This is a genomic window from Mesorhizobium sp. L103C105A0, assembly GCF_000502215.1.
Lineage (GTDB): Bacteria > Pseudomonadota > Alphaproteobacteria > Rhizobiales > Rhizobiaceae > Mesorhizobium.
Genome location: NZ_AYXF01000014.1, coordinates 23,600 through 42,515, shown reverse-complemented (window position 1 = coordinate 42,515; position 18,916 = coordinate 23,600). Strand labels below are relative to the sequence as shown.

The 18,916-nt window shown below is 64.4% G+C and carries 13 protein-coding genes; 6 read left to right on the top strand and 7 right to left on the bottom strand.

Going from position 1 to position 18,916, the window contains the following annotated elements:
• The first annotated feature begins 7 nt into the window (after positions 1–7).
• The 5 genes from X727_RS138915 to X727_RS138935 all read left to right on the top strand — a co-directional run bounded on the left by X727_RS138915 (position 8) and on the right by X727_RS138935 (position 7,351).
• A complete protein-coding gene (locus X727_RS138915) occupies positions 8–1,189 on the top strand; it encodes an arabinose transporter (RefSeq protein ID WP_050591325.1) in 1,182 nt (393 codons plus the stop codon).
• A gap of 300 nt (positions 1,190–1,489) precedes the next feature.
• Positions 1,490–5,578, top strand: coding sequence for a Pls/PosA family non-ribosomal peptide synthetase (locus tag X727_RS138920; RefSeq protein WP_023835106.1), 4,089 nt, complete (start codon positions 1,490–1,492; stop codon positions 5,576–5,578).
• A complete protein-coding gene (locus X727_RS138925) occupies positions 5,578–6,036 on the top strand; it encodes a GNAT family N-acetyltransferase (RefSeq protein WP_023697683.1) in 459 nt (152 codons plus the stop codon). Before X727_RS138920 ends, X727_RS138925 begins: the two co-directional genes overlap by 1 nt.
• Entirely contained in the window at positions 6,033–6,701 is a 669-nt protein-coding gene (locus tag X727_RS138930; RefSeq protein ID WP_023835105.1) for a 4'-phosphopantetheinyl transferase superfamily protein, read from the top strand. The genes X727_RS138925 and X727_RS138930 overlap by 4 nt, the downstream gene beginning before the upstream one ends.
• A 113-nt stretch (positions 6,702–6,814) precedes the next feature.
• The gene (locus X727_RS138935; RefSeq protein WP_023697685.1) at positions 6,815–7,351 is read left to right on the top strand and encodes a dihydrofolate reductase family protein; all 537 of its coding nucleotides are present in this window, start codon (positions 6,815–6,817) and stop codon (positions 7,349–7,351) included.
• A 168-nt stretch (positions 7,352–7,519) separates the two neighbouring features.
• On the opposite strand, the gene X727_RS138940 is transcribed toward X727_RS138935, so the two are convergent.
• From X727_RS138940 to X727_RS138960, 5 genes are all read right to left on the bottom strand, one after another.
• Positions 7,520–8,380 (bottom strand): patatin-like phospholipase family protein, encoded by an 861-nt coding sequence (locus X727_RS138940; protein WP_023712767.1) that lies wholly within the window; start codon positions 8,378–8,380, stop codon positions 7,520–7,522.
• Positions 8,377–9,753: a pitrilysin family protein gene (locus X727_RS138945; protein ID WP_023821174.1), complete on the bottom strand. Its 1,377-nt coding sequence runs from the start codon at positions 9,751–9,753 to the stop codon at positions 8,377–8,379. The genes X727_RS138940 and X727_RS138945 overlap by 4 nt, the downstream gene beginning before the upstream one ends.
• Before the next feature lie 188 nt (positions 9,754–9,941).
• Positions 9,942–11,297 carry a pitrilysin family protein gene (locus X727_RS138950; RefSeq protein WP_023824515.1) on the bottom strand — a complete coding sequence of 452 codons (1,356 nt, stop codon included), beginning with the start codon at positions 11,295–11,297 and terminating at the stop codon, positions 9,942–9,944.
• 96 nt (positions 11,298–11,393) lie between these two features.
• Positions 11,394–11,948: a 16S rRNA (guanine(966)-N(2))-methyltransferase RsmD gene (gene rsmD, locus X727_RS138955; RefSeq protein WP_023671544.1), complete on the bottom strand. Its 555-nt coding sequence runs from the start codon at positions 11,946–11,948 to the stop codon at positions 11,394–11,396.
• A gap of 47 nt (positions 11,949–11,995) precedes the next feature.
• Positions 11,996–14,179, bottom strand: a complete 2,184-nt coding sequence (locus tag X727_RS138960; protein WP_023835104.1) for a pseudouridine synthase — start codon at positions 14,177–14,179, stop codon at positions 11,996–11,998.
• A 180-nt stretch (positions 14,180–14,359) separates the two neighbouring features.
• Here X727_RS138960 and X727_RS138965 point away from each other — a divergent pair, with 180 nt between their 5' ends.
• Positions 14,360–14,812, top strand: coding sequence for a nucleoside deaminase (locus X727_RS138965; protein ID WP_023724815.1), 453 nt, complete (start codon positions 14,360–14,362; stop codon positions 14,810–14,812).
• A gap of 28 nt (positions 14,813–14,840) precedes the next feature.
• On the opposite strand, the gene X727_RS138970 is transcribed toward X727_RS138965, so the two are convergent.
• The gene (locus tag X727_RS138970; protein WP_023682973.1) at positions 14,841–15,524 is read right to left on the bottom strand and encodes a hypothetical protein; all 684 of its coding nucleotides are present in this window, start codon (positions 15,522–15,524) and stop codon (positions 14,841–14,843) included.
• Between the two features lie 201 nt (positions 15,525–15,725).
• Entirely contained in the window at positions 15,726–18,707 is a 2,982-nt protein-coding gene (gene ileS / locus X727_RS138975) for an isoleucine--tRNA ligase (RefSeq protein WP_023712763.1), read from the bottom strand.
• Positions 18,708–18,916: the final 209 nt, after the last annotated feature.

Here is an 18,916-nt window from a genome sequence, read left to right as displayed (position 1 = left end):
GGCCAAAATGGCGCGGATGTCAGACCGAAATGGCGTCATCGCGGAACTGGTGCCAATCATGGCGGCTGTCTTCGCCGGCTTCCTGCTGATCGGACTGGCGCTACCCGTCCTGCCGCTGCATCTTCACCAGCAGCTCGGCTTCGGCCCCTTCGCAGTCGGGCTGGTGACGGGCAGCCAGTTCGTCGCCTCGATGCTGTCGCGCATCGGGGCTGGAAACTATGCCGATGGACGCGGCGGCAAGCGCGCCGTCGTCGTCGGCCTCATTGCCGCTGCCCTTGCCGGGTTATTTTACCTCGGCTCGCTGGCATTGCTCGACCGGCCGGTAGCGTCCGCATCGGCGCTGTTCGCCGGACGGGCGGTACTGGGCGCGTCCGAGAGCTTCATCATAACCGGCGGCGTCGCCTGGGGCCTCTCCGTTGCGGGCGGACAGAACTCCGGAAAAGTCATAGCCTGGGTGGGCACGGCGATGTTTGCGGCGCTCGCGCTAGGGGCGCCGGCCGGATCTGCGCTTTATGCAGCGAGCGGTTTCACCGCGATCGCACTCGCGACGATCATCCTGCCGCTGGCGACGCTGCTTGCCATCCTGCCGATGCGCGGCACCAGCGCTGTCGCGAGCAGCGCGCCGCAATCATGGAGGAGCGTGGCGAAAGCGGTCTGGCTTCCTGGCGTCGGAGCTGCTTTCAGCAGCCTCGGCTATGGTGCTATTCTGGGCTTCGGCGCCCTGCTCTTCGCCGAGCGGGGCTGGCAGCCGGTCTGGCTTCCTTTCACGGCCTATGCTGCGTCGCTGATCGTGGCAAGGCTGTGCTTCGGCCACCTGCCCGACAGGCTTGGGGGCGCACGCGTCGCTGTGATCTTCGTTGTGGTCGAGGCGGCAGGGCTGATGCTGGTCTGGCTTGCGACCGGGCCTGTTGTCGCCGCGATCGGAGCGGGCCTGACTGGCCTCGGCTACTCGCTGGTCTATCCCGGTCTCGGCGCCGAGGCCGTAAGCCGTCTTCCGTCGCGCAGCCGCGGCCTGGCCATGGGACTCTACACCGTCTTCCTCGACGTGGCGCTCGGCTTCGGCAGTCCGGCGCTCGGCCTGGTCGCCGCGTCGACGGGGCTGCAATTCGTCTTCTTCGCCGTCGCCGCGGCAACGCTTCCGGCGTTGGGCATCGCTCTGCTGCTGGGTCGCCGTAGCGCTCCATTATAGACAGCTCGCCGGCGCCGTCCGCATGAGGTTCGCTCATAGTCTCTTTCCGGGTCGCCACTGACGCTGAACCCCTGCCCCGCAAGGGTCAACGAGGCCCGGCAAATCCCCGCCCAGACACACTCCAGAAACAAAATTCAACAGTTCGGAAAAACCGGCGAAAAGATCGGGTGGCATAAGCTTCCCGGATTCCGGGTTCTTCCTTTTTGGAAGCCCTCCACCAACAAAATCGCAGCGGCGGCGCAGTGCCTGCTCCAGCGGCGGCATGAACAGCCGGGCAATGCCCGGCGAGGACGAGAAAGTATGGACATGGACTACGATATCGCCGAACTGGACAGCGACGCGGCAACACCGATCGGCGGCCTGCCAGGCATCGATGCGCTGGCACGGATCGCTCGCGGCCCGACAAGGAACGGCCAGGTCCTGACGGGCGCCGACTTTGCCCGGCAGCCGGGTGAGCGGCTCGATACGGTGTTCGAGCAGCTCGCCGTAACGTTTGCCGCACTGCCGGCGGTGATCTCCGAAGGGCGCGTGTGGACCTATCAGGAGCTGAACAGCCGCGCCAACCAGTTCGCCCGCATGCTGATCAAGCACGGCGTGCGGCCGGGCCACCGGGTCGGGCTCATCCTCGACCGCTCGGCGGAGACCTATGTGGCGTTGCTGGCGGTGATGAAGGCGGGGGCTGCCTTCGTGCCGCTGGCCACCGCGTTTCCGCAGGAGCGGATGGCGCTGATCATCGAAGACGCCGCCGTCAGCATGATCATCACCATCGCCGCCTATGCGTCGCGCGCCGGTCAACTGCCCGTTCCGCATGTGCTGATCGACAGCGCCGCCGCCGAGATTTCCGCGCAGTCGCCCGCGCCGCTGAAGCCGCAGGCGGCCGACGACATTTGCTACATCCTCTATACCTCGGGCACCACTGGCAAGCCCAAGGGCGTGGTCATCACGCACCAGAGCTTCGTCAATTTCATACACGTCGCGGCCGCCTCCTACGGCTACCGGCCGGGCGACCGGGTGTATCAGGGCATGACCATTGCCTTCGACTTTTCCTCCGAAGAGATCTGGGTGCCGTTCGTCGCCGGCGCGACGGTGGTGCCGGCACCTGGCCAGATGCCGCTGGTGGGCGAGGAACTGGCGGATTTCCTGCGCCTTCATGACATCACCTGCATGGCCTGCAGCCCGACATTGTTGTCATCGATGACATCGGACGTTCCCAGCCTGCGCACGCTTTTGGTGGGCGGCGAGGCCTGCCCGCACAATCTGGTGGTGCGCTGGTCGAAGCCGGGCCGGCAGATCCTCAACACCTACGGGCCGACCGAGGCGACCGTCACCGCAACGATGGGGGCGCTGACGCCGGACCGTCCCGTCACAATCGGCGCGCCGTTGCCGACTTACTCAATCGTCATTCTCGACGCTTCGCTGCCGCAACTTGCCGAGCCCGGTGAACTGGGCGAGATCGGCATTGCCGGTATCGGGCTCGCCGTCGGTTATCTGAACCGGCCGGACCTGACCGACCAGAAATTCATCGCCGATTTCGTCGGCCTGCCGAACAACCCGTCGCAGCGCATCTACCGCACCGGCGATCTTGGCCGGATCAACGATAGCGGCGAGATCGAGTATGCCGGGCGCATCGACACGCAGGTAAAGATTCGCGGATATCGCATCGAGCTAGGCGAGATCGAAGCGGTGCTGCTCGACCAGCCCGAGATCGCGCAGGCCGCCGTCACCACCTGGGAGATCGAGCCCGGCCGCGTCGAACTGGTTGCCCATTACGCGCTTAAAACCGGCGTAGCGGCGGTTTCCCGTGCGGATCTCGCCCACACGATGAAGCGGCGGCTGCCGGACTATATGGTGCCCGCCTATCTGGAGGAGCTGCCCGCCATCCCGATGACCGTCTCCAACAAGGTAGACCTGCGCCAACTGCCGAAGCCGACGAGCGTCCGGCTTTCGGCCGATCGCACGATGGTGCCGCCCGGCAATGAGGACGAGCGATTCCTGGCGGAAGCGCTGGCCACGGTGCTGAAATTCGACGCGGTGTCGGTCGAGGATCACTTCTTCGACGATCTCGGCGCCAACTCCTTGCTGATGGCGCATTTCTGCGCGCGAGTGCGCACCAGGAAGGAATGGGCGACGACGTCGATGCGCGACATCTATCTCTATCCCACAGTGGCGCGCCTGGCGCTGCATCTGGGGGTAGCGGAGGAGATGACGACGGCAACCAACGAGCCGGTCCTCACCCGCCGGGCCTCGAATTTCGCCTACTGGACCTGCGGCGCGGCGCAGCTTTCGTTCTACGGCCTCTACAGCTACGTGGCGCTCTGGGCGATCAATGACGGCCTCAACTGGATGTATGACGCGCTCGACGATCCGCTGCAGCTCTATATCCGGTGCGTGGCGCTCTCGGCCGCCGTGTTCTTCGGCATGTCGGGCTTTGCCGTCCTGGCGAAATGGGTGCTCATCGGCCGCTGGAAGGCCGAGGCGTTTCCGATCTGGGGCGTGCGCTACTTCCGCTTCTGGGTGGTCAAGACGTTGATCCGCACCGCACCCGTCGTGCTGTTCCGCGGCAGCCCGCTCTACAGCCTCTATCTGCAGCTGCTCGGCACCAAACTCGGGAAAAACGCCGTCATCGAATCGAAGTCCGTGCCCGTCTGCACGGATCTCATCTCGGTCGGCGCCAATACCATCTTGCGCAAGGAATCGATGATCCTCGGCTTCAGGGCCCAGTCCGGTTATATCCACACCGGGCCGCTGACCATCGGCCGCGATGCCTTCGTCGGCGTCGGCTCCACGCTCGATATCGACACCAGGATCGGCAACGGCGCCCAGCTCGGCCATTCGTCCTCGCTGCATCGCGGGCAAAGCATCCCGGACGGCGAGCACTGGCATGGATCGCCGGCAGTGCCGACCACGGCGGACTATTGCAAGGTGCGCAATGTCAATCCTTACCAGGTCCGGCGCTTCCTCTATGAAGCGCTGCAGTTGGTCGGCCTGTTTGGCCTTGTCACCCCGCTGCCGCTCCTGTTCCACAGCTACTGGGAATATGTCGGCGACGACTATCAGGAGACGATCGGCCTTGTCGCAATCGGCACCACGGTCACGCTTTTCGGCTATATCGCGGCGGCTTTCCTGGCAGCGACGCTGGTGCCGCGCCTGACGAGCCTGATCTTGAAGCCGGGCCGCACCTACACGCTTTACGGTTTCCGCTACTGGCTGCAGACCGTCGCCGAATTCGCCAGCAATTCCCGCGTGCTCGGGCTCCTGGCCGGCGACAGCTCGGCAATCGTGCACTACATGCGCGCCATCGGCTGGAACCTCAACAGAGTGGTGCAGACCGGCTCCAATTTCGGCTCCAACCAGCAGCACGAAAACCCGCTTCTGTGCGAGATCGGCACCGAGACCATGGTCTCGGACGGGCTGTTCATGATCAACATGCACAAGTCCGCCTCGGCCTTCAGGCTCGAGCCGACGCGCATCGGCGAACGCAACTATCTCGGCAACAACATCTATTATCCGCCGGACGGCCGCACCGGCGACAACGTGCTGCTCGGCACCAAGGTGATGATCCCCATCGATGGGCCGGTGCGCGAGAATGTCGGCCTTCTCGGTTCGCCTGCGTTTGAAATCCCGCGCATGGTGAACCGCGACAAGGAGCTTATAGCCGGCGTCGACGAGGCCGACCGGCGCCGGCGCATCCCGCACAAGAACCGCCACAACCTGGTGACCATTCTTCTGTTCCTGGCAACGCAATGGGTCATGCTGTTCGTCACGCTGGCGATCTGGGACCGGGCGCTGAACTACTATACGGAATGGGCGGAGGTCGCCCTGTTCGCCGCCGTGCTTTTGACCTCGGCGATCACAATTCCGTTCTACATTCTGGTCGAGCGGGCAAGCCTTGGCTTTGGCCGGCTGAAGCCGCAGATGACGACGATCTACGACGTCACCTTCTGGCGCCACGAACGCCACTGGAAGCTGGCGGATTCGCCGATCGTGCGCCTGTTCGCCGGCACGCCGTTCCGGCCGATGATCCTGCGCCTGCTCGGCGTCAAGGTCGGCAGCCGGGTCTATGACGGCGGCAGCAATTTGACCGAGCGTTCGCTGGTCGAGATCGGCGACGACGTCACGCTCAACGAAGGCTGCGTCATCCAGGCCCATTCGCTGGAAGAAGGTGCGTTCAAGTCCGATTTCATCCGTATCGGCAAGGGCTGCACGCTCGGACCGTCCGCCTTTGTCCACTACGGCGTGGTGATGGGTGAAGGGTCGATGGTCGATGCGGACTCCTTCGTGATGAAGGGCGAAGAGCTGGAGCCCAACTCGATCTGGCGGGGCAACCCGGCCAAGCTGCATCGCTTCGTCACGCCGGTGCCGGAGGATAGCGTCAAGGCAACGGCTTGATGAGCGCAGACATCCGCCTCGTTTCGGTGACCGGGGCCAACCGGGCCCTGGTCGCGGCTCTGGAACTGGCTGCGGATCAGATGGATTTCGTCGCCAGCAATGCGGAGTCGCTGGACGAAGCCGAAAGCGACGGGGACGCTCGGCCGCGCGTCGTCATGGCAGGGGATCGCGTCGTCGGTTTCCTGATGTACGAGGCGCCGCAGGACGACGACGAGGCGCGGATCTACCGCTTCATGATCGATCGCGTCCATCAGGGCCAAGGCTACGGCAAGGCCGCTTTGCGCGAAGTGCTGGATGAAATCATGCGGCTCGGCCACATCAGCCACGTTTCGATCTGCTACGAACCTGGGAATGAAGCGGCACGCCGCCTCTATCGCGCTGCCGGTTTCGTCGAAGAAGGGCCCGACGAGGACGGGGAAATGATCGCCGACCTCGCTCTGCGGGGCGAACAGCCATGACGCGCCGGCTCGATGCCGGTGCCAACCTGTCGGCGCAGTTGCTGGCGGCGATGGCCGCCATGGCACCGGCCGGCGTTCGGATCGGATGCCGCACGATCCGCGAAGGCGATGAGAACCATTTGCTGCCGCAGGAAGCACGCTCCATCCCGTCACGCCTGCCGCTGATGCGGCGGGCGAGTGGCGCGGCGCGGTGGATCGCGCACGAGCTGCTGGCGGATATGGGCTTGAACGACGTCGCTATCCTCCGCGGCTCCTCCGGCGCACCGGTATGGCCTCATGGAGTAACGGGGTCGCTGGCTCACGACGACGAGATAGCCGTGGCGGCCGTCGCGCCGCTCTCCCACGTCGCCTCGCTCGGCATCGATATCGAGCCCGCTTTGCCCCTGCCCGACGACATCTTCGCGCTGGTTGCAGTCCCCGCTGACCGGATCGACGCAACCGACTTGTGTCTTGCCGGTCGCATCCTTTTTGCCGCCAAGGAAGCTGTCTACAAGGCCGCCTACCCGCTTGATGGCGAAGTGCTGGGCTATGAGGACATCACCGTCGATCTCGACGCAAGCGACGCTGTGACGAAGACGGGCCGCAGAGCGAGACTGGTTTACTGCGTTGCTCCGTGTGTGGTCGTTCTGGCGTTTGTCGATGGTGTCCGAAGCGCCCCCCTTTAAGCGCGATGGGCCAGCGCCCGACAGCAACGCCTGCTCAACAAAGCGCTTTTTTTTCGCAGAGCGGTCGCAAAAGGCTCACACGGTTCGTCCTTTGACAGAAGAAGGAGAGCGCCATGAGAAACCTTATTATCACCGAGTTCATCAGCATCGATGGCATCGCCGAGGTCGAGAAGCTGCCCAGCGTGACCTGGAACGATGAGATGCAAAGGTTCAAGGAGGACGAGCTTGCCGACAGCGGGGCCATGCTTCTGGGGCGCACGACCTACGAGATTTTTGCCGGCTCTTGGCCCAAGGAAACCGGAGACTTCGCCGACCGGTTCAATGCGCTGCCGAAATATGTCGCGTCGACAAGCCCGAAGGCACTCGACTGGAAACCGGCCGAGTTGCTGAAGGGTGTGTTGCCGGAAGCGGTTCGGGCGCTGAAGCAAGGCAGCGGCGGCAACATCTATGTGCATGGCAGCCTGAGCGTCGCGCGGGAATTGCTGCGCCATGGTCTGGTCGATCGCGTCAGGCTGCTGAGCTACCCTGGCTCCGTCGGGGAGGGCAAGAAGCTGTTCCCGCCCGATATGCCGGTGGCGTTGGAGCCGATCTCGACCGTACAGTTCAGCAATGGCGTGGTGGCGCTGGAATATGCGGCTGGGAGGGTGTGAGACGCTGGTGGGGTAATCTCCCCTTTAGGGGAGATGTCGCCGAAGGCGACAGAGGCGGTCGGTCCGTCCTGACGCAACCTCCTATCGACAGTAGGAGGTCTAGCTTCACGCGAGACGACCCCCTCTGGCCTGCCGGCCATCTCCCCCTCGAGGGGGGAGATCGGCAGCTCACCCTACTTTCTTCCCCCGCTTGCCCTTGGCACGCGCCTCGACCACTCTTTCCACCTCGCGCTTCAGTTCGTCCTTGACCTCCTGCGTCTCGGCCATCAGCGTGTCGATCTTCATGAAATCGAGCACGCGGTATTTCGACACTGGCGGGCGGATCAATATGTCTGGTGGGCGCTGGTTCAGCTTGTGGGCGATGATCGACTGCATCATCAATTGCGTCGCGCCGTACATCAGGTCGACCGTGGTCGGGTGCTTGCGCTCGGCCTCGCTCGGCGCGCCGACGACGTCGATGGCGATGATGATGTCGGCGTCGTTTTCGATGAGGTCGAACGGCACCGGATTGTAGATGCCGCCGTCGATCAGCACGCGGTCGTCGCGCGTCACCGGGCGGAACACGGCGGGAATGGCAGCCGAGGCGGCGAGCGCCGAATGCAGGTCGCCCTCGTCGAAGACGGCCAGCTTGTGACCGAAATAGTCCGTCGCCGTCACCTTCAGCGGGATTTTCAGCTCGGCGAAGGTTTCCGGGATGGCTTCCGGCAGGAACGCCTTCAAGATGCGCTCTATGTTGAACTGGCTGACTCGGATGCCGCCCTGCATCGCCTCGGCGATGGTGCCGGGACGCGAGCGCCACATGCGCGCCGCCACCTCGGCGCGGCGGCCGAGGATCGAGCGGGCGTAGTCCTCGATGTCCTTGCCGCTCATGCCCGAGGCCATGCCGGCGCCCATGATGGCGCCGATCGAGGAGCCGGCGATGGCCACGGGCTTGATGCCGAGCTCGTCCAGCGCCTCGACGATGTGGATATGGGCGAGGCCGCGCGCGCCGCCGCCGCCAAAGGCGATACCGAAAGTCGGACCTGTCATTTGGCCTCCAGCTTCGGCCCGATGCTCATGATCGCGGGCGCCGGCGTCAGCAGCTTCTTCGCCGCTGCCTTGACCTGATCGAGCGTCACGCCGTTGATGAGCGCCGCGCGGCGCTGCACGTAGTCGATGCCGAGATTGTCGAGCTGCAATTCCACCAGGGTCGCGGCAATGGCGCTGGAAGAATCCAGATTGCTGATAGCATAGGAGCCGACCATGTATTTCTTGGTCGCGTCCAGCTCGGCCTCGGTCGGCCCCTCCTGCGCCATCTTCTTGACCACCTCCTTGACGATGCCGAGCGTCTCGGCGGCGCGGTCGGAACGCGTCGCCGTGGTGATGATCAGCGCATTGGAATGCTGGTGGTCGACCAGGTTGGAATCGACGGAGTAGGCCAAGCCGCGCTTTTCCCGCACCTCGTCATAGAGGCGCGAGGTGAAGGTGCCGCCGCCGAGAATCTGGTTCATCAGCACCGCAGGGAAGAAATCCGGCGCATCGCGCTTCACACCGGGATAGGCAAACTGCAGCGAGGTCTGCGGCAGGTCGTAGTCGACCTCGAGCTGCTGGCCGAGCTTCAGCTCGGTATCGGCAACCGGTTGCAGCACCTGCTTTTCCGGCAGATCGCCGAAGACCTCGTCGAGCTTCCGTTTCAGCGTCGCGGCATCTATGTCGCCGACCACCGCAACATGCAGGCCGCTGCGGGCGAAATTGGCCTTGTGGAAGGCAGCCAGATCCGCCGCCGTGATGGTGGCGATGCTGTCCTTGGTGCCCTGGTCGGGCCTGGAATACGGATGTTCGCCATAGATGGCGCGCAGCCATTTGGTTTGCGCGACGGTGTTGGGGTCACGCTCATTGGCGATGATGCCGGACAGGATCTGGGCGCGGATACGGTCGATCGGCGCCTGGTCGAAGCGCGGGCTGGTGACCGCCAGCCTGAGCAGGTCGAAGGCCGCATCCTTCTGCTCGGCCAGCATCCGCATCGCGCCATAGGTGCCGTCGCGCGCCGCTTCGAAGCCCATTTCGGCGCCGGCATCGTCAAGCTTGATCTGGAAGGCCTCGCTGTCGAGGTCGCCGGCGCCCTCGTCGAATAGGCCGGTCATCAGATTGACCAGCCCTTCCCGCCCCGCCGGATCCTGCGTCGAGCCGCCATCGAAGACGAAGCGGATGGCGACGATCGGAATGGAGTGGTCCTCGACCAGCCAGGCGTTGACGCCTTTCGATGAGGTCACCGGCTGAATGTCCATCGCGTGCGCGGCAAGCGCCGGCAGGATGAGGAAGAAGATGCCGAGGAACAGTGTGGCGAAGACGTGGAGAACCGCGATGCGCCTATGAGTAATCCCATCAGGCCATTGATCGCCAAGGTCAGCTCCGCCCCTCATCGCGCTGCCGGGCACTTCTCCCCGTATAGTGACGGGGAGAAGGGGTCTCGCCGCGACGCTGGCGCTCTTCTTACGACGCTGATGGTTGGCGAAATCGACGATGACAGCGCCCCTCTCCCCGTCACTATAGGGGGAGAGGATGCCGGCAGGCAGGTGAGGGGCAGCGCTAACGCTCAATCTCGTCATCATCAATTCCCCGCCTGTTGCTGCGGCAAGAGATAGCCGGTCGTCGTACGATCGAGCAGCAGATAGCGTGCGGCGACCGCCTTGATCTCATCGGCGGTGACCTTGCGAATGCGTTCCGGCCATTCCTCGATATCCCTGACGTTGCCGCCGGTGGCGAGCTCGGCGCCGTAGAGATTGGCCATCTCGTCCTGCTTGTCGCGGGCGAAGATCATGGCCCTGATATAGCGGGCCTTGGCCTTCTCCAGCTCATCGGCGGTGACGCCGTCCTTGACGATGCGGGCGATCTCGGCGTCGACGGCCGCCTCGACGTCGCTCAGCTTGGCGTCGCCGCGCGGCGCGCCATAGACGGTGAAATTGGTGGCGTCGAGCATCGTACCCTGGAAGAAGGCGCCGGTCGCCGATGCGATGCCTTGCTTGACCACGAGTTGCTGGTAGAGCCTGCTGCGGCTGCCGCCGCCAAGGATCTCTCCCAGCAGGTCGAGCGCCTCGGCCTCGCCGGGTTTTGCCGTGTGGTAGGACGGAACCACCCATTGCGTCGAAAAGCTCGGCACCGAAACGCGCCCATCGGTGAGCGTCACCGTGCGCTTGGTGTTCTGCTCCGGCTCGACCGGGCGGATGCGCGGGGGCAGGTCGGGACCGCGCGCGACCTTGCCATAGGTTTTTTCGGCCAGCGCCTTCACGACCTCCGGCTCGACATCGCCGGCCACGATCAGCACCGCATTGTTGGGGCGGTAGTATTTGTCATAGAAGGCAACCGCATCGGTGCGGTTCAACTGCTCCATCTCCTGCATCCAGCCGATCACCGGAATGCGGTAGGGCTGGTTCTGCCAGAGCGTCGCGTCGACCTCTTCGTCGAGCACCGCCTGCGGATTGCTGTCGATGCGCGCGCGGCGCTCTTCCAGGATCACGTCGCGCTCGGTCTTGATGACCTCGTCGGTCAAGATGAGGTTGCGCATGCGATCGGCCTCGAAGCTCATCATCTCACCGAGTGCCGAGGGCGCCACCGTCTCGTGGAAGGCAGTGTAGTCATAGGAGGTGAAGGCGTTGTTGGAGCCGCCGATGGCCGATATGGCGCGGTCGAACTCGCCCGCGGCGTGGTTGGTCGTGGCCTTGAACATCAGGTGTTCGAAGAAGTGCGCTATGCCGGACTTGCCTGGCGGCTCGTCGGCGCTGCCGATCTTGTACCACACCATATGGGTGACGATGGGGGCGCGGTGATCGGGAATGACCACCACCTCCATGCCATTGTCGAGCAGGAAGTTGGCCACCTTGCCATCGTCCGCGGCCAGGGCCGGGCCGGCCATGGTCAGCGCGGTGGCGAGCAAGGCTCTCCGCAGCCATTCAGTATGAAATGTCATTGATGGCTCCGGTTGTTATCGCGCGACGATAGGCAAGGTTAGCCGCGGAGGCAAAGTGAATTGTGCGTCATTTTGAAGGCGCCGGTCGCTCCACCCTTACGCAAGCTCGATGAACCGGACCACCGTCTCGCCGTAGTTTCGTTCATCAACCACCGAGAATTCCGGCCCAATCTCGAAGGGCGCCGAGGCGGCTTCCTCGACCACGCAGAGCGCGCCGGGCAGCAACCAGCCGCCATCCCTGGCCGAGCGCAGGGCGCGCTCGCCAAGGCCCTTGCCATAGGGCGGATCGGCGAAGACCAGGCCGAATGCCGCAAGCGTACCGGCCTCACCCAGGGCGGTCGCGTCGCGGCGGAAGATCTTGGTGCGGCCGGTAAGGCCAAAAGCTTCGACATTGGTGCGGATCAGGCCGCGTCCTTCGGCCGATTCTTCGATAAAGACGCCATAGGAAGCGCCGCGCGACAGCGCTTCGAGGCCGAGAGCGCCGGTGCCGGCGAAAAGGTCGAGCACACGCGCGCCGTCGAGCTTGTCGGCAAAGCGGTGCGCCAGCACGTTGAAGACGGCCTCGCGGGCGCGGTCGGTCGTCGGGCGGATGGCATGGTCGCGCGGCGTCGCCAGCGGACGCCCGCGAAATTGGCCGCCGACGATTCTCATTTATGCCCGGGTCTCATTTAAGGCCGGATCTCATTTAAGTCCCGGCATCATCTGGTCCTCGGGCCCTTGGGACCGTTGCGTGGCCGCTCGCCGCCCCGACCGCCATCCGGACGCTCGCCACCCGGCTTGCCGAACGGCTTGGCTCCGCCCGGCTTGCCATAGGCCGGCTTGCCATAGGACGGCTTGAATGACGCCTTGCGCGCCTTGGCCTCGGCCGCCTTGGCGGCATCGGCTTCCGCCCTGCCCTTGCCGATCGGACGCGCGCCCGGCGCCATCCAGACATTAGCCTTGCGCTGGCCCGGCGGATCGATCGGCCGCTGCTCGCGCTCGGGCTTCTTGCCGCCGCGCGGTTTGTCACCAAAGGCGCCGCGCGGCTTGTCGCCGAAGCCTCCACGGGGCTTGTCGCCAAAATCGCCGCGCGGCTTTTCGCGAAACTCGCTGCGCGGCTTGTCCGAAAACTCGCTGCGCTCAGGTCTCGGGCCGCGTTCGCCAAAGCTCTTTTCCGGCCTCGCGCCCCTTTCGGGACTGGTCGACAGCTTGCCGAGCGCTTCGTCGCGGCTGCCTTCGCGGCGCTTGCGGTTCTTGATCAGACCGCCCTCGCCGATCGGCCGATGGTCACCCTCGCGGGTGACTTTCGGCCGTTCCGGCTCCACGTCACGCTCTCGCCGCACCGGCTGGTTGGAAAACGGCTTGATGATCTCGGCGTCGAAATTGGCGCCGGATTCCTCGACCAGTCGCTCGCCGAGCTGGTCGCGCAAGACGCGGCCCTTGATCTCCAGCACATGGCCTTCGGCGAGATCGTCGAGCTGGAACGGTCCGTAGGAGATACGGATCAGCCGCGTCACGTCGAGGCCGAGCGATCCAAGGATGTTCTTCACTTCGCGGTTCTTGCCTTCGCGCAGGCCGATCGTCAGCCACGCGTTGGTGCCTTGTTCACGATCGAGCGTCGCCTCGATGGCGCCGTAGAAGACGCCGTCGACGGCAATGCCTTCACGCAGGCCTGCGAGCATGCTTTCCTCGACCTTGCCATGAACGCGCACGCGGTAACGGCGCAGCCAGCCAGTGGCAGGCAGTTCGAGCACGCGCGACAGACCGCCATCATTGGTGAGCAGCAGCAGGCCTTCGGTGTTGATGTCGAGGCGGCCGATGGTCATCAGCCGCGGCAATTCGGCCGGCAGCACGTCGAACACGGTCTTGCGGCCCTCGGGGTCGCGGTTGGTGGTAACGACGCCGGCCGGCTTGTGAAACAGGAACAGGCGGGTGCGCTCGATCGGCGGGATCTCCATGCCGTCGAGATGGATGATGTCGCCCGGCATGACGTTGAAGGCCGGCGAGGTCAAAGCCCGGTTGTTGACCTTGACACGGCCCGCCGCGATCAGGTCTTCGGCGTCGCGGCGCGACGCCAGGCCGGCGCGGGCCAACCGCTTGGCGATACGCTCGCCGGCTTCTTCCGCATCTGCCGGACGCGGGCGCGGCTTGAAGGCGCCGCCAGATGCTTGCGGCCGGTCACCACCGAAATCGCGCTTGGGGCGATCGCTGAAGTCACGCTTGGGACGATCTCCGGCGTCGCGCTGCGGGCGATCGCCAAAATCGCGCTTTGGCCGGTCAAAACGCTTTTCGCCCTCGGCGGAAGCAGGCCGATCGCCACGCGGTGCGTAGGGCTTGCGCGGCCCTTCACGCTTTTCGAAAGGCTTGCCTTCGGGACGCGGCCCCTTGCTGAATGGCCGATCGCCGCCCTTGAAATCGCGCTTTGGCCGCTCGCCATCGGCCGCAACCGGCCGATCGCCGCGCGGTGCATAAGGCTTGCGCGGCCCCTCGCGCTTTTCATACGGCTTGCGTTCACCCTCGGCCGCCATAGGGCGATCCCCACGCGGCGCATAGGGTTTGCGCGGCCCTTCGCGCTTTTCATACGGCTTGCGCTCGCCTTCGGCTGCCATCGGCCGGTCACCGCGTGGTGCATATGGCTTGCGCGGTCCCTCGCGCTTTTCGAAGGGCTTGCCTTCGGAACGCGGACCTTTGCTGAATGGCCGGTCGCCACTTTTGAAATCGCGCTTGGGCCGCTCGCCCTCAGCCGCTGCGGGCCGGGCGCCTCGCGGTGAATAGGGTTTCTTGGCCCCGAAGGAGGGTTTGCCGCTTTTGCCGGCGGCGCCATCGCGGCGCGGCCCCGCGGCTCCAGGGCCGCTTTTGCCCGGGCCTTTGTGGCGCGGAGATTTCTTGTCGTTGTCGTCCATGTGGCCTTTGCCTTGTTGCGCTGCTACAGCGTGGCGCATCCTTTCGGACGCGCAAAGGACGCTATAGCACTTTGATTTGGCGCATGATCATTTCCGAAAATCTGTTCCGATATTCGGGTTGACGCGCTCCATAACAGGATCACCGCCAAGTGGCGAGGAGATAATCGGAATGGAAACCGCGTGAAGCGGCCGGATTTCATGGCGCTGGCGCTGAAAGAGGCGCAAGCCGCCGCCTTGCGTGGAGAAGTTCCAGTTGGCGCCGTCATCGCCAGCGGCGACACGGTGGTGGCATCCGCCGGTAACCGCACCCGCGAACTTGCCGATCCGACGGCGCATGCCGAAATGCTGGCCATCCGCGCGGCCTGCCAAACGCTCTCCAGGGAGCGGCTGACCGGCCACGACCTCTATGTGACGCTGGAACCCTGCGCCATGTGCGCAGGCGCCATTTCCTTCGCCAGGCTGCGCCGGCTCTATTTCGGCGCGGCCGACGAGAAGGGCGGCGCGGTGGTCAACGGCGTGCGCTTCTTCGCCTCGCCGACCTGCCACCATACGCCCGACATCTATCCGGGCATGGCCGAGGCCGACGCGGCGCTGCTGCTCAGGGAATTCTTTCGGGAAAGACGCGAAACGTAGAGCCTTCAGCTACCGAAGGCGACGGTTCCTACCAGGAGGGCAGCCAGTCGAAGAGCCCGCCGCTCTTGCCCTTGGCGGCCGCTTCCTTCTTGAGGCGGCGTTCCTTCTTGTATTCATCCTCGCCGAGTTCGCCCTGCGGCGCCGTGTCGGAGGCAGCTCGATAGGCCAGAGGCGGCTCGCTCAGATATCTGCGAGTGTTGGGGTCGCCCTGCTTTTGCTCTGCGGTGCGGCGCTGGATCTCGGCGGCGCGGCCCTTGTCTGAATCCTTCGGCGACCAGGCCGGCGGGTGGCTGGAGCCCGAATCCGCCAGCGCCTTCTTCACGGAAGCCGGATCGGTCTGCACGTCATCGACGATCCCCGACTGATAGGACGGGTCGTCCTGGTGGGCAGTGGCGTCGGCACGCAGGCGGGCGCGGCGCTGCTCGGGCGATTCGGGCCAATCGGTGCTCGCCGTCTCGATGCTTTCCTGCGGCGGCGGCAGCACTTCCTTCTGCCCCGGCGCCGGCTTTACCAGCTCCGGACGCGGCCTGTAGTCGATCTGTTCCTTGTGCTTGGGCGTGATCGCGAAGGCGCCGGAAAGGTCTCCGGCAAGCTGCTCGCCAGCCGTCTTGTCGGTGCCGTAGGTAGGCGAGCCCATGCAACCGGACAGAGCGAGGCCGGACGCGACAAGCGGCGCCAGCAGCGCAACGCGCACGGAAGTTCTGTCGATCATGCCAAAAAGTCCCACTCTAGACAGCCTCTCGATCGTCACCGGCCAAAGGCCCGGTCCCCATCGTCCACGCTCTTGCGACGGAATTCCGGCGACAATTTGTCTTCCGGAGTTTCGCGTGTTTATCTCAACCACTCGTTAAGAGCAACGCGCGGGCGGTTTTCGCCCACGCGGCGTGGCATTTGTGCACCGGCTTATGAGCAGTCACAAACGTCCCAGAGCCTTGAGTTCATGCAGGACGGCGGCATCGCGGGCAGACACGTCGGGGAATTCCACGTCCTGCCCGACATCGGCGGTATAGCGCCACGAACGCGCGCATTTGACCAAGCCGCGGTCCTCGGCTTTTTCGACCACCACCGCGACACCCTTGACGTCGTCGAGCGCAAAGGCGCCTTCCGGCGCCTTGCCATGGGCGATGACGAGATCGCTGGTGATCGCCATTTCGGCCATGTCGACATCGGCGATCGCGGCTTCAAGCGCGGCATCGTCGAGGGTCACGACCGGCACGGCTTCCAGCGAGGCACCGATGACCTTCTGAGCGCGTGCGATCTCGAGCGCGCCGGTGACGACACGGCGAACCTGCCGCACCTTGCGCCATTTTTCCGCCAGCGCCTCGTTCTTCCAGTCGGCCGGAATCTCGGGGAACTGGTCGAGATGCAGCGAGACAGCATCCGGATGACGGTCGAGCCAGGCTTCTTCCGTAGTGAAGGGCAGCATCGGGGCCAGCCATTTCACCAGGCAGTCGAAGAGGTGGCGCACCACTTGCACCGAGCCCTTGCGCTTCACGCTGGCGGGCCCCTCGCAATAGAGCGCGTCCTTCCTGATGTCGAAATAGAAGGCCGACAGCTCGACCACCATAAAGTCCAGCAAAGTGCGGGTGATGCGTTTGAACTCGAACGCGTCGTAGCCCGAGCGCACGACCTCATCGAGCTCGGCCAGCCGATGCAGCATCAGCCGCTCCAGCTCCGGCATCTTTTCGAGCGGCACTTCCTCGCCATCGTCATGGGCGAGCGTGCCCAGCATCCAGCGGATGGTGTTCCTGAGCTTGCGATAGGCATCGATGTTGGTCTGCAGCACGTTCTTGCCGAGACGCTGGTCTTCCCAATAGTCGGTCGTCACCACCCATAGCCGCAGAATGTCGGCGCCGGACTGCTTGATGACGTCCTGCGGCACGACGGTGTTGCCGAGCGATTTCGACATCTTGCGCCCCTCCTCATCCATGGTGAAGCCATGGGTGACGACGGTGTCGTAAGGTGCCCTGCCCCTGGTGCCGCAGCTTTCGAGCAGCGAGGAGTGGAACCAGCCGCGATGCTGGTCGGAGCCTTCGAGATAGACGTCGGCCGGCCATTTCAGGTCCGGACGGTCTTCCAGCGTGAAGACATGCGTCGAGCCCGAATCGAACCAGACGTCGAGGATGTCCATCACCTGCTTCCATTTAGAGGCATCGTGATTGCCGAGGAAACGCTCCTTGGCGCCGGCAGCGAACCAGGCGTCGGCGCCTTCCTTCTCGAATGCGTCCATGATGCGCTGGTTGACGGATTCGTCCTTCAGCACATTGCCGTCCTCGTCGGCAAAGACGGCGATCGGCACGCCCCAGGCGCGCTGGCGCGACAAGACCCAATCCGGGCGCTCCTCGATCATGGCGCGGATGCGGTTCTGGCCGGCCGCCGGCACGAAGCGTGTGTCGTCGATCGCCTTCAGCGCACGGCTGCGCAGCGTCGTGCCGTCGCCGAGGTCCTTGTCCATATAGACGAACCATTGCGGCGTGTTGCGGAAGATGATCGGCTTCTTCGACCGCCACGAGTGCGGATAGCTGTGCTTCAGCCGGCCGCGCGCGAACAGCGCGTTGCGCTTGATCAGTTCGTCGATGACCGCCTGGTTGGCATTGCCCTTCTTGCCGTTGTCGTCGATGACGCGCGCCGCCCCGCCTTCGCGATCCGGGCCAAAACCCGGCGCGTCCCTGGTGAAGAAGCCGGCATCATCTACAGTGAAGGGGATGGCAGGGTCGATGCCACGTGCGCGCAAATCCGATGCCGCATCCATCCAGGCATCAAAGTCCTCGCGGCCATGGCCGGGCGCGGTGTGGACGAAGCCGGTGCCGGCGTCGTCGGTGACATGCTCGCCGGCCAGCATCGGCACGGCGAATTCGTAGCCGCCGCCGAGACCTTTGAAGGGATGTGAAAGTGTAAGGCTTCCAAGCTCTTCGACCGAAACGCTGCGAAGCCGATTCAAGGTGACCTTGGCCTTGGCCGAGGAGTCTTCGGCAAGCGCATCTGCAAAGATCAGCTTTTCACCGGGCTGTGGACCGAACGAATTTTCGGCTGCGGTAACTTCATAAAGGCCGTAGCCGATCCGTGACGAATAATTGACGGCACGGTTGCCGGGGATCGTCCACGGGGTTGTCGTCCAGATGACGACGTGGGCGTTGTCCAAAAGTGCAACGCTTTCCGGAACGCGCATGGACGGTGCAGCGTCTGATACAAAGTGCTCAACGCTCCAAAATCCTGACACAACTGGAAACTTCACCCAGATCGTGTCGCTCTCATAATCATGGTATTCGATCTCGGCCTCGGCCAGTGCGGTGCGCTCGACGACGCTCCACATTACCGGCTTGGAGCCGCGATAGAGCTGGCCCGACATGGCGAACTTCAACAACTCCCCGGCGATGCGCGACTCCGAGTGGAAAGCCATCGTCGTATAGGGGTTCTTGAAGTCGCCGACGACGCCGAGCCGCTGGAACTCGCCACCCTGCACCGTGATCCAGTTCGCGGCGAAGTCGCGGCATTCCTTGCGAAACTCGTTGACCGGCACCTCGTCCTTGTTCTTGCCCTTGGCGCGGTACTGTTCCTCGATCTTCCATTCGATCGGCAGGCCGTGGCAGTCCCAGCCGGGCACGTAATTGGAGTCATAGCCGCGCATCTGGAACGAGCGGGTGATGACGTCCTTAAGGATCTTGTTCAGCGCGTGGCCGATATGGATGTTGCCGTTGGCGTAGGGCGGGCCGTCATGCAGCACGTATTTTTCGCGGCCGGCGGCCGCCTCGCGCAGCTTGGCGTAAAGGTCCATATCCTGCCAGCGCTTGACCAGCAGCGGCTCTTTTTCAGGCAAGCCGGCGCGCATCGGGAAATCCGTCTGCGGCAGGTAAAGCGTCTTGGAATAGTCGATCGTTTCAACAGTGTCGGTCATTGGTCTGCCATGTGCATTGCCCGGCGGGCGTAAAAGCTCGGGCGTGAACTATCATGATTTGGAAAAAGCGCGAGGGCGCGCGCAAAACTCCCGGCGGCTCCGGCGGCGCTCAGGCCGCCCGGAACACCGGGCCTGTAATTCGTATCGTCAGCGCGCGAAGGCGCGAAAAGCTCGTCATTGCCGGGCTTTTAGCCGAGAAAGCCGCAGGA

Bases quoted from the DNA above. Each gene is read 5' to 3' on its own strand.
- X727_RS138915 (WP_050591325.1), top strand. From the start codon at position 8: ATGGCGCGGATGTCAGACCGAAATGGCGTCATCGCGGAACTGGTGCCA.
- X727_RS138920 (WP_023835106.1), top strand. From the start codon at position 1,490: ATGGACATGGACTACGATATCGCCGAACTGGACAGCGACGCGGCAACA.
- X727_RS138925 (WP_023697683.1), top strand. From the start codon at position 5,578: ATGAGCGCAGACATCCGCCTCGTTTCGGTGACCGGGGCCAACCGGGCC.
- X727_RS138930 (WP_023835105.1), top strand. From the start codon at position 6,033: ATGACGCGCCGGCTCGATGCCGGTGCCAACCTGTCGGCGCAGTTGCTG.
- X727_RS138935 (WP_023697685.1), top strand. From the start codon at position 6,815: ATGAGAAACCTTATTATCACCGAGTTCATCAGCATCGATGGCATCGCC.
- X727_RS138940 (WP_023712767.1), bottom strand. From the start codon at position 8,380: ATGACAGGTCCGACTTTCGGTATCGCCTTTGGCGGCGGCGGCGCGCGC.
- X727_RS138945 (WP_023821174.1), bottom strand. From the start codon at position 9,753: ATGAGGGGCGGAGCTGACCTTGGCGATCAATGGCCTGATGGGATTACT.
- X727_RS138950 (WP_023824515.1), bottom strand. From the start codon at position 11,297: ATGACATTTCATACTGAATGGCTGCGGAGAGCCTTGCTCGCCACCGCG.
- rsmD (WP_023671544.1), bottom strand. From the start codon at position 11,948: ATGAGAATCGTCGGCGGCCAATTTCGCGGGCGTCCGCTGGCGACGCCG.
- X727_RS138960 (WP_023835104.1), bottom strand. From the start codon at position 14,179: ATGGACGACAACGACAAGAAATCTCCGCGCCACAAAGGCCCGGGCAAA.
- X727_RS138970 (WP_023682973.1), bottom strand. From the start codon at position 15,524: ATGATCGACAGAACTTCCGTGCGCGTTGCGCTGCTGGCGCCGCTTGTC.
- ileS (WP_023712763.1), bottom strand. From the start codon at position 18,707: ATGACCGACACTGTTGAAACGATCGACTATTCCAAGACGCTTTACCTG.